Genomic DNA, 12,517 nt, shown 5'->3' on the forward strand with positions numbered 1-12,517 from the left:
GCCCGGCCCTAGGCTATCCTCGCGCCGTGCCACCAAGCCCCTCGGCCGCTGCCCGAGCACCGAACCGACCACCAGCCACGCCATCGGCTGCTCTTGTCATTACACATCATCGAGCCCTGATGGGCATTGACACAGCGAGTCGCCGGACTCAGCCTAAAGCGAGCACCACCGAGGGCCGCCGCCGTGACCACCTACGTTGCCTACTGCCGCGTGAGCACCGACAAGCAGGGCCGCTCCGGTCTCGGCCTCGAAGCCCAGCTAGCCGCCATCCAGGCCCACCTCCGGCCCAGCGACGTGCTGCTCCAGCCGCCCTACGTCGAGGTTGAGAGCGGGAGGCGGGCCGATCGCCCTCAGCTCCAGGCCGCCATCGAGCGCTGCCGCAAGACCGGCGCGACGCTGCTCATCGCCAAACTAGACCGCCTCGCCCGCAATGTGGCCTTCGTGTCGAGCTTGAAAGACAGCGGGGTTGAGTTCCGGGCCTGCGACTTCCCAGACGCCAACCGGCTGATGGTGCACATCCTCGTGGCCTTCGCGGAGCACGAGGCGGAGATGATCTCCCAGCGCACCAAGGCAGCCCTGGCGGCGGCCAAGGCGCGGGGGAAGAAGCTCGGGGGCGACCGGGGTTACCGGCCAGAGGCCCCGCCCACGGCCGAGGATAGAGCCAAAGCGGCGGCGGTATGGCAGCGGAAGGCGGACCATAAGGCCTTCGCCGTGCTGCCGGTCCTGGAGCGGTTGCAGGGGGATGGCGTGGTGGGCCTCAGCGAGCTGGCTCGGCGCCTCAATGAGATGGGCCAACCGACGCCACGGGGGAATGGGTCTTGGACCGCCACAGCGGTGAAGCGGGCTCTTGCGAGGGTGGCGGTGTGAGCAAGCAGACGATCCACCGCACGGGGGGCTCAGGAGGCCTAAGGCAGCTCTTGCGCGACGGGAGACTTGGGAGAATAAGACCTTGGCGCGGGCGAAAGCGCACATGAGGAAGAAATGAAGATTATTGAGGCAATCACAACCATTCGTGCAGCAATCGATGCGTCGTCATCCGCTCAGAGCGATGGCGCGTGGCGAGCGGCTGTTAGCAGGGCCGGTCTGGCGGAGCAGCCCGATAAGGGGTCTGCTGGAATCGATCAGGATTACACTGGGAAATTTGGACCCTTGGAGCTTGTCGTCAACTACACCTGGAGAGACACCTCTAAAGCGTTTTCTCCAGGTCCGGATCGTACTCGTATTTGCCTAGAACTTCGACAGGGCGGAACCGTTTTAGATAGTTATACGGGCGGATACGAGAAGTAGTTGAAAATTGCCTGCTCAGGGAGGTGTTCGTAGTAGGCGCTGACCATGCTACGTCGCGGGGGTGATTTGATGTCGGCTCACGTCACCAGCCGCCCACAATCGCCTTGCCTTAGTGCCTCTGAGTCCTCCCCACCTGTGGCAGACACGAAGAGGCGGCAGCCCGGCACCCGGAGGGGGCGTACGCGGGCATCAGGTTGCCGCCAAGCCGGGGCAGGCCGCAGGGGCCTGCGGGTGTGGTTGGGGAAGCTGCATGCGAGGCTTTTGAGATGCAGAGGCGCACAGGTTCGGTCAGGTCGCTCAGCCTTCTGAGACAGGAGGCGGCATCGTGCTGGCTCAGCGAGATGCACGGCGCTGGCGGAGCACAGCTTGGGTGACGAGCCCCACCAAAGTGTTGCGCGTCGAAGCTGCTACCTGCGCTACTTGGTCTGACCGGAGACCCGCGGTGAAGGCGCGGATGATCGCGGCTTCCTCCCTCTCGCAACTTAGCAAGGCTGCCCCTGCTATCGTGGCAGCATCTGAGACACGGTCATCCAGCGCCAAAATTGCACGATTGGCGCATGCGACGTGGGCATTGAGGGCAGCCTTCTCGGCTGCGTTGGGGGGCTCAGCACCCACCGGAGCCGCCGAAGTGAGCGCGAGCGCGAGCGCAAGGGCGGCTTTGATGCGCATCAGGCAGTCTTCTTCCACTGGAATGGCGAGGGGCCGGAGCAGTACCCTAGCAACCTTCGCACTTGCCCGCGAGACTACCGCACACCCTGAGGCCAGGCCAGTGGACCTACGCCCCAGGCATGAGGGACCCAACAGCCATTCCCATGCCAGCGCTGGCCTCGACCATGGGCACCACCCCGGCACCACCATTGCCCCATGCAACGCGAGGGGGGGGCTCGGGGGCAGAGGACGCCCTTCGGCAACCACCCTGCCCACCCTCATGACTCGCTGCCAGGGGGGGATCACAGGGCAGCCCCGGGGGCACTCCCCCTCAAGTCCCAGCACTGCGCTACCCACGCCACCAACCCATGAGAGAGATAGGCCACGGGATGGCAACCTGAGGAGCACCAGGGGCAGCGCGGGCAACACCATGAGGTGACCACGGGAGCCTACCTGGCAGCCACCAGGGGGCATCACGACAGCCCGGAGGTGACCACCAAGTCACTTCCCACCAGGTCCCCAGGTGACGCCCACCCGACCCCAAGTTTGGTCCCGGGCAACAGGTAGGGGTTCATAGCATCAATCCCCACCCTTAACCCCTACTACAGCATATTCCCCCAAGGCCCCCCCACTAACCCCCCCTCACGAACCACCAACTAGCTCACCACCCCCGCACACAGCTCATTTTTCTTTCTGAGAGGTCATATTTTATTTGTTTTGCCGCTTGACATGCCCCGTTGGGTTTTCTCATAAGGCGTTCGCGTGAGGCGGATCGCGCGACCTTCCCTTTCACATCTGAGTGTCAGCAAGTCAGCCTGTTGAGGGACTGAGCGAATGTCGTTTCCCTATTTGGCCGTGAGCAACGCAGGGCCAGTGCCGGCCGCTCCTCTGATGCGCGTCAACCAGAAGGTGCTTCGAGTCGCCCGCGAGGCTGCCTCTCGGAAGCTCTGGTGGCTGGGCCTACCGATCGAGGGCGAGTGGTCGCCTCCGCCGCTGCCGCCCGCCAACGTGATCTGCGTCAACCAGCACCCGCATAGCGACTTGGCTACGGGGCTCGGCGTGGCTGATGATGGCGGCGAGAATGGTGAGGGTCTTGTTGACCGTCGCGGCGTGAACCGGGGGGTAGGCCTTGAGGTCCCTGCCCAGCAACTCGCGCATCGGGAGCCGCTTCAGGTTGTCGGGGAGGCGGGTGGGTACCGTCGCCAGCGCATCCCGGAAGTCCCGGGCCAGCTCCCGCGTGAGGTCGCCCAGGCGGATGTCACCATGCCACTCTGCCAGGCGGCGCACGGCGTAGGAGGCTTCCAGGAGGGTCCGGTCGGACGGCTTCTTGCCACCCCGGGCACCGCTCCCCGCCTTCCAGGCCTCGAACGCCTCGGAGAGCTTCGGGCCCTTGCTGGCAGCGGACGGGATAGGAGGGGCGGGGGTCTCGACCAGCTCGCCCTCGTGGCGCTGCAACAGGAGACCGTAGGCCCGCACATGGGCCTTGAGGATCACGAGGCCGACCGCGTGGTAGGCGTCGGAGGTGGGATCGATGGGCAGCCCGTGCTTGCCGAGGAAGGCACGGCACTCGCCGTCCACGATCTCGGGGTCTACCCGCGCCAGCGCCTTGCGGTAGGCGGCGTGCTGGGCCTCAAGCTCTCCGCCGAGAACGTGGTGGTGATCCTCGGCCATCCCGCGGGGCTTCAGCTTCGCCAAGTCGGGCCACTGCGCCCGCTCCTCGGCGGTCTGGAGCTGCCGCCGTGCGTCCCCTTCCTGCCGCTCCAGCTCATCGGCGGCGAGGAGACCAGCCAAGACTTCGGCTTCAATATCAGCATCGGAGGGCAGCGCGGGGGTGCTTCGTGGCGCCTGGATGGGCTCGCCGCGCATGGCACGCTCGGCCAGCGCGAAGTCCGCCTCACAGTCCGACAGGCAGCGTGCGAAGGGCAACTTGGCCTTCCGCTCCTCCTTCGTGCCGAGGCTTTTCGTCCAAGCCGTCTTGCCCGTCCACGGGGCCGGCATGAAGGGCCGCAGTGCCTTCGGGATGATGCGCCGGAAGTAGAAGGTGCCGTGACGGTCCGGGATACGGTAGGTCATTCGTGCCATGGGTTTGTAGCACCGGTTTGTAGGACCGGCGGCTCACAAGGCACTGATTGTCACAGAGTTTTAGCCGTATCAACGACTTACGCCCGCATGGCGCGCCCTACGGGACTCGAACCCGTGTTTTCGCCGTGAAAGGGCGACGTCCTAGACCGCTAGACGAAGGGCGCCGGTGCGGGGCGAGGGGAGCTATAGTCGGGTTCTGCCGGGAGGGCAACCGGATTGATGGGCTTGACGGGGGACAAGGGCTCAGTCTTGTCGGCGCTTGGTTGGGCCTTGAACGCGGGCGGGACGACGGATGACGACGAGGCAGGCGCCGCGCGGGGGCGGTTGGAAGGGCGGGCAGGGCCAGGGCAAGGGCGGGTTCGGCAGAGGCGGGCCCGGCAAGGGCGGCGGCGGTCGCCGGTTCGGGGGCGAGGAGCGGGAGGACCGCGAGGGGCTGACGGTGCTGTATGGCTGGCACCCGGTCTCCGAGGCCCTGCGCAACCCGAAGCGGGACATCCGCCGGCTGCTCGCCACCGAGAACGCGGCGTTGCGCCTCGCCGAAGAGGTGGGCGAGCTGCGCATCACCCCTGAGATCGTCAAGCCCGGCGCCATCACCGGGCTCCTCGGGCCGGACGCGGTGCATCAGGGGCTCTATCTCGAGGCGGAGCCCCTGGCCGGCCCGGCCTTCGACGCGCTGCCCGACGACGCGGTGCTGCTCGCCCTCGACCAGATCACCGATCCGCACAATGTCGGCGCCATCGTGCGCACGGCGGCGGCCTTCGGCGTCACCGCCATCGTCACGACGGCGCGGCACTCGCCGACGGTCACCGGCGTGCTCGCCAAATCCGCCTCGGGCGGGCTCGAGCACGTGCCGTTCGTGGTGGTGCGCAACCTTGCCGAGGCCCTGATCGAGCTCGGCGAGCGCGGCTTCACCCGGGTCGGGCTCGATTCCGAGGCGCCCGAGACCCTCGACGCGGTAGGCCCGAAGGCGCCGCTGGTGGTGGTGCTCGGGGCCGAGGGCAAGGGCCTGCGCCAGCGCACCCGCGAGTGCTGCGACGTGATGGCCCGGATCCCGTTCCGCGGCGCGATCCAGAGCCTCAACGTCTCGAACGCCGCCGCGATCACCCTCTACGCCCTGATGCCCCGCGCCTGAGGACACCCTCGGCGCGGAGCGGCGCCGTCAGCGCCAGAACGGGCGCACGTCGATCAGCGCCTCGTGCGCCTTGGCGGCCTCGGCGAGCAGATGCCCGGTGCGCGCCTCGGTGTCGGCGGTGGCCATGCCGGCCGCGAAGACCGCGCCCTCCGGCGCGCCCTTGGCGAGCTCGGCCGCCAGGGCGTGGGCGGTGGCGATGTCGTTGAGGTCGCCGAGGTGGTCCTGGAGGTCGGAAAGGGCCTCCACGAAAACCGCGTGACGCTTCACGGCCTTCTTGCCGTCGTAGAGGGCGGCGAAGAACTCCGCGCCGTAGCGCAGCTTCTTGGCGGCGATCCGCACCCGGTGGCGCGCCTCCGGGTCGAGTTCGGCGAGGTGGCGGCCGCGCTTCTTCACCTGGCGGCGGCGGCGCTCCAGCTCCTCGGTGGCGAAGGCCTTGGCCGGGCCGTCGCGCCGCGCCGCGTTCGGGTTGTCGGGGCCGAGCCAGGGGCCGGCCTCGATCCAGGCGACGAGGTCGAGGAGGACGTCGCGCCAATCCCGGCTCTCCAGCACCGCCCGCACCGCATCGTGCGCGACCGCGCGCTCGGTCTCGAGGTGCCGCTCCAGGATCAGGAGGCCGTTCTCGTCCGGGCGCCGCTCGCGCTCCCGCGGCAGCGTCTTGCCGAGATAGACGTCGAGGTTGCGCGCAACGCCGAAAGGCTCGATCTGGCGCTTCAGCTCGGCCTTGATCGCCGGCACCCGCCGGTCCTCGATCACGCTGCCGAACAGCGAGAAGGCCGAGCGCAGGCGGCGCAAGGACACCCGCAGCTGGTGCAGGGCCTCGACGTCGCGGCGCGCGAGCAGCACGGTCTCGTTGAGGCGGGTCTGGCGCAGGCAGGCCAAAGCCACGGCCTGGAAGGCCTGGGCGGCCGTCATGTCCGGGTCGAGCGGCACCGGCTCGGCCTTCACGGCGCGGCCGAGGCGGCCCCCGATCAGGGCGTCGCCGCGCTCGAACTTGCTCAGCACGCCCAGCCGCAAGGGCACGTCGGCGCCGAGGGTGCGGGCAAGGTCGAACAGGGCCGAGGGCGCGCCGCCGGTCAGCTCGAACTCGATCTCGCTGATGGGAGAGACGCGGTCGTCCGGCCCCCAGACCCGGCCGCGATCGAGGGCGACCTCGATGCGGCTGCCGGACGGTCCGGTATCGGCGATGCGGCGCACGCTGCGGGTCACCGTGGAGGTATAGAGGGGGTTCAACTCCGTCGCGTCGTCGAGGATTGCTGCGACCGGCGTGCCGGCGAAGGAAGCGGGCTCAGGATTCGGGCCGGCGACGTCGCTCTCCCATTCCGGCCGGTCGAACAGGCCGACCCCGCCGCCGCCCCGGGCCTTCACGGTCTGGATGTGCCGGTCGCCGTCCTGGCGCACCCGCAGGGTGTAGCCGGCCTCGCGCAGGCGGCCGTCCGGCGTGTCGAAATAGGTCGAGGTCAGCTCGGTCTCGGTCCAGTCTCCGGCGAGCAGCGGATGCTCCCGCAGGCGCGCGATGTCGGAGGCTTCGACATCCAGCTTCAGCTCGGTCTCGCGCGGTTCGCTCATCACGGCGGTCCTGATCTCCCGTTCGGCCGACCCCGTCGAGGGTGGCGCGACGGAAATCATGGACGAGGCCGAAAAGTTTCGCAAAGGCCGCCGGAAGCGGGCCGCGATCCCTGGGTCAGGCATGAGGCGCGCGTCGACGGGAGGCGCGCCTCGGCGCGCCCGCACGGGAGCGCCTCAGCGCGCCCGCAGGTGGGCGAGGAGCTTGGCGGCCCCCGCCTCCGGCGGCCCGTCGTTCATCACCACGAGGTCGGCGGTGACCGAGGCGGAGCGGGCGAGCCGCGCCCCGAGATCGCCGTCCTCGCGCCGGCCGCGGGCGGCGAGGCGGGCGGCCAGCACCTCGGGCGGTGCCGTCACCTCGACCACGGTGACGGCGGGCAGGCGCCGGCGCGCCTCGCCGACGACCCGGCGCGAGACGTTGCAGACCACCACGTGCCCTTCGCGGGCGAGCGCCGCGCAAGAGCCCGGCAGGGCGTAGCCGAGGCCGTGCGCGCGCCAGGACAGGGTGAAGCGGCCCGCCGCCTCGCCCTCCGAAAAATCCTCCTCGCCGATCGGCTCGTTGTCCTCGTGCGCCGAGGGCGGACGGGTGACGAGGCGGCGCGGGAAGACGTAGCGGGGCTCGCCCGCCAGGGCCTCGCGGGCGAGCCGCAGGAGGGTGTCCTTGCCGGCCCCGCTCGGGCCGACGACGAGGACGAAGCCGCCGTCGCCCATCAGGCCACCCGCTTGCCCTGGCGCCAGACCTGGCGGACCACCGGCACGCCCTCGGCGAGGCGCACCCGCACGAGGTCGGCGCGCAGGTCGGGCCGAATCGCGCCGCGGTCGTCGAGGCCGGTGGCCCGGGCGGGGTTAGCGGTGACGGTCGCGATCGCCTCCGGCAGGGTGATGCTCCCGACCCGCTGCGGCAGGCTGAACGCCGCCATCATCAGGCTCGCCGGCACGTAGTCGGAGGAGAGCACGTCGAGCAGGCCTTCCCGGGCCAGGGCCTCGGCGGCGACGTTGCCGGAATGCGAGCCGCCGCGGATCAGGTTCGGCGCGCCCATCATCACGGTGATGCCGGCCGCGCGCGCGGCCTGCGCGGCTTGAAGCGTGGTCGGGAACTCGGCGAGCCGCACGCCCTCGCCCCTGGCGAGGTCGACGTCGGCGAGCGTGGTGTCGTCGTGGCTCGCGAGCGCGATGCCCTGCTGGCGGGCGAGCGCGACGAGAGCCGGGCGGTTGATCGCGTTGAAGGCCTCGCCGTCGCGGATCTTCATGGCGGTGTTGGCCTGGATCTCGACGATCGAGCGGCCGCCGCGGGTGGCATAGGTATAGTACTTCTCGATGTCGCGGAACTGGCGCTGGCCCGGGGTGTGGTCCATCAGCGAGATCAGCCCGACGGGGTAGCGCGCGGTGAAATCCTTGACCGTCTCGATCACGTCGGCCGAGGGGATCTCGCAGCGCAGATGCGTCAGGTGCTCGGCGCGAAAGAGGTCGGCGCCCTTGGCGGTCGCGATCGCTCCGGCGAGCTGCATCAGCTCGGGGCCGAGCCCGCTGCCGTCCGGATCGCTGCCGGCGCGCAGGGAATCGAACACCGTGGTGATGCCGGAGGCCGCGATCTGCGCGTCGTAGGCGAGCACGGCGCCGAGCGGGTGCCAGCGCACCTTGGGACGGGGCGCGTAGTGGCTCTCGAGGTGGTCGGTGTGCAGCTCGACGAGGCCCGGGATCAGGTGGTCGCCGTCGAGGTCGAGGCCGCGCTCGGGCGCACGGCCCTCGCCGATCTCGGCGATGCGGCCGCCGACCATGGCGAGCCAGCCGCGCTGCACCCGGTCGGGCAGCACCAGGGTGGCGTTCTCGAGGATCCGGTCTTGCATGGGAGAGCCCTCAGGCGGCACGGTTCTGGGCGAAGGCGGTGACGTCGACCACCCGGGTCGCCACCGCCTCGCGCACGTCGGTGTCGTGGAAGATGCCCAGCAGCGCGGCCCCGGCCGCCTGGCGGGCGCGGATCAGCTCCACCACCACGGCGCGGTTCTGCGCGTCGAGGGAGGCGGTGGGCTCGTCGAGGAGCAGGATCGGCCGCTCGGCGATCAGCCCGCGGGCGATGTTCACCCGCTGCTGCTCGCCGCCCGAGAAGGTCGCGGGCGGCAGGTCCCACAGGCGCTCAGGGAGATTGAGGCGGGACAGCAGCTCCTCGGCGCGGGCGAGGGCGAGTTCGGCCGGAAGACCGCCCTCGCGGCCGGCCGAGGCCACCACCTCGCGGGCGCCGACCCGCGGGATCACCCGCAGGAACTGCGACACGTAGGAGATGGTGCGGCGGCGCAAGGCCAGCACCTGCCGGGGCGAGGCCGCGGCGACGTCGATGCGGTCCTCCCCGTCCCGCACCCAGATCTGCCCGCGGTCGCAGCGGTAATTGCCGTAGGCCATCTTGAGGAGCGAGGACTTGCCCGCCCCCGAGGGCCCGCCGAGCACCACGCACTCGCCCGGGTGCACGGCGAGGTCGGCCCCGGCCATCACCGGCAGCTGCACGCCGCCGCGCAGGTGCAGGGTGAAGGTCTTGGCCACGTCGCGGAATTCGAGGGCGGGCATCATGCGGCGAGCACCGAGGAGACGAGGAGCTGGGTGTAGGGCTCACGGGGATCGTCGAGCACCTGGTCGGTGAGGCCGGTCTCGATCACCCGGCCGGCCCGCATCACCATCACCCGGTGCGACAGGAGCCGGGCCACCGCGAGGTCGTGGGTGACGATGATGACGGCGAGGCCGAGCTCGGCGACGAGGCCGCGGATCAGGTCGAGGAGGCGCGCCTGGACCGAGACGTCGAGCCCCGAGGTCGGCTCGTCCATCAGCACTAGGCGCGGGCCGGTGACGAGGTTGCGGGCGATCTGGAGCCGCTGGCGCATGCCGCCGGAGAACCGCGTCGGGGGGTCGTCGACCCGGTCGGCGGCGATCTCGACCTTGGCCAGCCAGTCGAGGGCGGTGCCGCGGATGGTGCCGTAGTGGCGGGCGCCGGCTCCCATCAGCCGCTCGCCGACATTGCCGCCGGCCGAGACCGCCATGCGCAGGCCCTGTCGGGCGTCCTGGCGCACGAAGCCCCAGTCGGTGCGCATCAGGGCCCGGCGCTCGGCGTCCGAGAGATGGCCGAGGTCGCGCAATGCCCCGTCGCGCATCCGGTAGGAGACGCTGCCGGAATCGGGCTGGAGCTCGGTGGCGATGAGCGAGAGAAGCGTCGACTTGCCGGACCCGGATTCGCCGACGATCGCCAGCACCTCGCCGGGATCGAGATCGAAGGACACTTCGGCGCAGCCGAGGCGGGCGCCGTAATGCTTGGTCAGGCCGCGGGCCTGGAGCAGGGCGTCGCTCATGCGGTCTCCTCCGTGTCGCCGGTGAAGGGGGGATCCAGGCGGAAGCTGTAGCCGTAGGCCTCGAAGCCGAGGCTCTCGTAGAAGCGGTGCGCGGGCTTGGCGTCGACGTTCGAGGACAGGGCGAGCTTGTAGCAGCCCTTCCCGGCCGCGAGCCGGCCGGCCTCCCGCATCATCCGCCGGCCGAGGCCGGTGCCGCGCTGGGCTTCTGCCACCACCACGCTCTCGACGAGGGCGGAGGGCGTGCCCCAATGGGCGATGTTGTCGAGGATCACGAGGCAGAAGGTGCCGACGATGCGCCCCTCGATCTCCGCCACGTAGAGCCCGTAATCGGGATAGGCGTCGAGGCGCGCGAGCAGAGCCTCGGCTTGTGGCAAGGTCGCGACCCGGGCGTTGTTCAGCTCGGCGTAGAGGCCGAGCACGGCCGGCAGGTCGGGCGTGCCGGCGCGGCGGATGACGGCCTCAGCCATTGCGGGGTCGGCCATGCGCCGTCTCCTCGACCCCGCCGGTCCCGACATGCCCTTGAGCCCGCCGCTCCTCGCAATGGTCGGTGTCGGAGCAGACGAACATCCGCCCGCCGGCATCGTCGAGCAGCACCTCGTCGAGATAGACGCCCTCGGCGCCGCAGAGCGCACACGGCCTGTCGAAGCTCTGGACCATGAACGGATGGTCCTCGAAATCGAGGCTCCGGACCCGCGTGTGCGGCGGCACGGCATAGATCCGCTTCTCGCGCCCCGCGCCGAACAATTGGAGCGCCGGGCAATCGTCCATCTTCGGGTTGTCGAATTTCGGGGTCGGCGAGGGGTCCATGACGTAGCGGCCCGCCACCTCGACCGGGTAGGCGTAGGTGGTGGCGATGTGGCCGTGGCGGGCGATGTCCTCGTAGAGCTTGACATGCATCAGCCCGTACTCGGACAGGGCATGAAGCTGGCGCGTCTCGGTCTCCCGCGGCTCCAGGAAGCGCAGCGGCTCGGGGATCGGCACCTGGTAGACCAGCACCTGGCCGTCATGCAGCGGCGCCTCCGGGATGCGGTGGCGGGTCTGGATCACGGTCGCGTCGCGCGTGCGGGTGGTGACCGCGACCCCCGCCGTGCGGGCGAAGAAGGCGCGGATCGAGACCGCGTTGGTGGTGTCGTCCGAGCCCTGGTCGATGACCTTGAGCACGTCGCTCCGCCCGAGGATCGCGGCGGTGACCTGCACGCCGCCGGTGCCCCAGCCATAGGGCATCGGCATCTCGCGGGAGGCGAAGGGCACCTGGTAGCCGGGGATCGCGATGGCCTTGAGGATCGCCCGGCGGATCATCCGCTTGGTGCCCTCGTCGAGATAGGCGAAGTTGTAGCCGGTCTCAGGCGTGGCGGCGCTCATTCCGCGGCCTCCTTCATCTCGGTCTCAGGCGTCGCGTGCCGGGCGGCGTGCTCGGCGCGCAGGCGCCGCACCAGCTCCAGCTCGGCCTGGAAATCGACGTAGTGCGGCAGTTTCAGGTGCTCGACGAAGCCGGTGGCCTGGAGCGCGTCGCAATGGGCGAGCACGAATTCCTGGTCCTGCGCCGGGGCGCCGACCGGCTCGCCGAGTTCCTCCGCACGCAAGGCGCGGTCGACGAGGGCCATCGCCATCGCCTTGCGCTCGCTCTGGCCGAAGGCGAGGCCGTAGCCGCGGGTGAACTGGGGCGGCACCTCGGCGTTGCCGTGGAACTGGTTGACCATCTGGCACTCGGTGAGGGCGATCTCGCCGAGGGGGACGGCAAAGCCCAGCTCCTCCGGGACGAACTCGACCGCCACCGTGCCGACCCGGATCTCGCCGACGAAGGGGTGGGTGCGGCCGTAGCCGCGCTGCGTCGAGTAGCCGAGCGCCAGGACGAAGCCCTCGTCGCCGCGCGCCAGCGCTTGCAGCCGCAAGGCCCGGTCGGCCGGGAAGTCGAGCGGTTCGCGGGTGAGGTCGCCGGGCGGGGTGCCGTCGTCGGGGGCGGAGGGCTCGATCAGGCCGTCATGGCCCAACAGATCGGTGACCCGTGGGGCGTGGGCGGCATCCGCCAGCGGCTCGGCCTCTCCGGCCGGAGGCGCTTCGCCCTCGGCGGCGAGCGCGAAGTCGATCAGCCGGTGGGTGTAGTCGAAGGTGGGGCCGAGCACCTGGCCGCCGGGCAGGTCCTTGTAGGTGGCGGAGATCCGCCGGCGTAAGGTCATGGCGCCGGTCTCGACCGGCTCGGAGGCGCCGAAGCGGGGGAGGGTGGTGCGGTAGGCCCGCACCAGGAACACCGCCTCGATGAGGTCGCCGCGGGCCTGCTTGAGGGCGAGGGCGGCGAGGTCGGGATCGTGCAGCGAGCCCTCGGTCATCACCCGGTCGACCAGCAAGGCCATCTGTTCGCGGATCTGCGCCACCGAGAGCTCGGGCACGCTCGTGTCGCCCCGGCGGGTCTCGGCGAGCAGCCGGTGCGCATTGGCGATGGCGGCCTCGCCGCCCTTCACGGCCACGTACATGG

At 70.3% G+C, this 12,517-nt stretch carries 11 protein-coding genes and 1 tRNA gene; 2 read left to right on the top strand and 10 right to left on the bottom strand.

Annotated features, from left to right (window positions below):
* Window positions 1-183 precede the first annotated feature (183 nt).
* Entirely contained in the window at window positions 184-867 is a 684-nt protein-coding gene (locus DA075_RS04610) for a recombinase family protein (RefSeq protein ID WP_099952214.1), read from the top strand.
* A 2,028-nt stretch (window positions 868-2,895) separates the two neighbouring features.
* Here DA075_RS04610 and DA075_RS04615 read toward each other — a convergent pair.
* Together DA075_RS04615 and DA075_RS04620 are read right to left on the bottom strand one after the other, a co-directional pair.
* Window positions 2,896-4,008 (bottom strand): DUF6538 domain-containing protein, encoded by a 1,113-nt coding sequence (locus DA075_RS04615; protein WP_099952215.1) that lies wholly within the window; start codon window positions 4,006-4,008, stop codon window positions 2,896-2,898.
* Between the two features lie 97 nt (window positions 4,009-4,105).
* Window positions 4,106-4,181: transfer RNA gene (locus DA075_RS04620), tRNA-Glu, on the bottom strand.
* Window positions 4,182-4,309: 128 nt separating this feature from the next.
* Here DA075_RS04620 and rlmB point away from each other — a divergent pair.
* Complete coding sequence (gene rlmB / locus DA075_RS04625) at window positions 4,310-5,149, top strand: 23S rRNA (guanosine(2251)-2'-O)-methyltransferase RlmB (protein WP_099952216.1); 840 nt, start codon at window positions 4,310-4,312, stop codon at window positions 5,147-5,149.
* Window positions 5,150-5,176: 27 nt separating this feature from the next.
* Here rlmB and DA075_RS04630 read toward each other — a convergent pair whose 3' ends face one another.
* The 8 genes from DA075_RS04630 to DA075_RS04665 all read right to left on the bottom strand — a co-directional run bounded on the left by DA075_RS04630 (window position 5,177) and on the right by DA075_RS04665 (window position 12,515).
* Entirely contained in the window at window positions 5,177-6,715 is a 1,539-nt protein-coding gene (locus DA075_RS04630; RefSeq protein WP_099952217.1) for a CYTH and CHAD domain-containing protein, read from the bottom strand.
* Between the two features lie 174 nt (window positions 6,716-6,889).
* Window positions 6,890-7,423 (bottom strand): phosphonate metabolism protein/1,5-bisphosphokinase (PRPP-forming) PhnN, encoded by a 534-nt coding sequence (gene phnN, locus DA075_RS04635; RefSeq protein WP_099952218.1) that lies wholly within the window; start codon window positions 7,421-7,423, stop codon window positions 6,890-6,892.
* Window positions 7,423-8,559, bottom strand: coding sequence for an alpha-D-ribose 1-methylphosphonate 5-triphosphate diphosphatase (locus DA075_RS04640; protein ID WP_099952219.1), 1,137 nt, complete (start codon window positions 8,557-8,559; stop codon window positions 7,423-7,425). Before DA075_RS04640 ends, phnN begins: the two co-directional genes overlap by 1 nt.
* A 10-nt stretch (window positions 8,560-8,569) precedes the next feature.
* Entirely contained in the window at window positions 8,570-9,274 is a 705-nt protein-coding gene (phnL, locus tag DA075_RS04645) for a phosphonate C-P lyase system protein PhnL (protein ID WP_099952220.1), read from the bottom strand.
* Window positions 9,271-10,044, bottom strand: a complete 774-nt coding sequence (gene phnK, locus DA075_RS04650) for a phosphonate C-P lyase system protein PhnK (protein WP_099952221.1) — start codon at window positions 10,042-10,044, stop codon at window positions 9,271-9,273. Before phnK ends, phnL begins: the two co-directional genes overlap by 4 nt.
* Window positions 10,041-10,526, bottom strand: coding sequence for a GNAT family N-acetyltransferase (locus tag DA075_RS04655; RefSeq protein WP_232386295.1), 486 nt, complete (start codon window positions 10,524-10,526; stop codon window positions 10,041-10,043). The genes phnK and DA075_RS04655 overlap by 4 nt, the downstream gene beginning before the upstream one ends.
* The gene (locus DA075_RS04660) at window positions 10,504-11,406 is read right to left on the bottom strand and encodes an alpha-D-ribose 1-methylphosphonate 5-phosphate C-P-lyase PhnJ (protein WP_099952222.1); all 903 of its coding nucleotides are present in this window, start codon (window positions 11,404-11,406) and stop codon (window positions 10,504-10,506) included. The genes DA075_RS04655 and DA075_RS04660 overlap by 23 nt, the downstream gene beginning before the upstream one ends.
* Window positions 11,403-12,515, bottom strand: a complete 1,113-nt coding sequence (locus DA075_RS04665; RefSeq protein WP_099952223.1) for a carbon-phosphorus lyase complex subunit — start codon at window positions 12,513-12,515, stop codon at window positions 11,403-11,405. The genes DA075_RS04660 and DA075_RS04665 overlap by 4 nt, the downstream gene beginning before the upstream one ends.
* Between the last annotated feature and the right edge of the window lie 2 nt (window positions 12,516-12,517).

The sequence above is a fragment of the Methylobacterium currus genome (assembly GCF_003058325.1).
GTDB lineage: Bacteria > Pseudomonadota > Alphaproteobacteria > Rhizobiales > Beijerinckiaceae > Methylobacterium > Methylobacterium currus.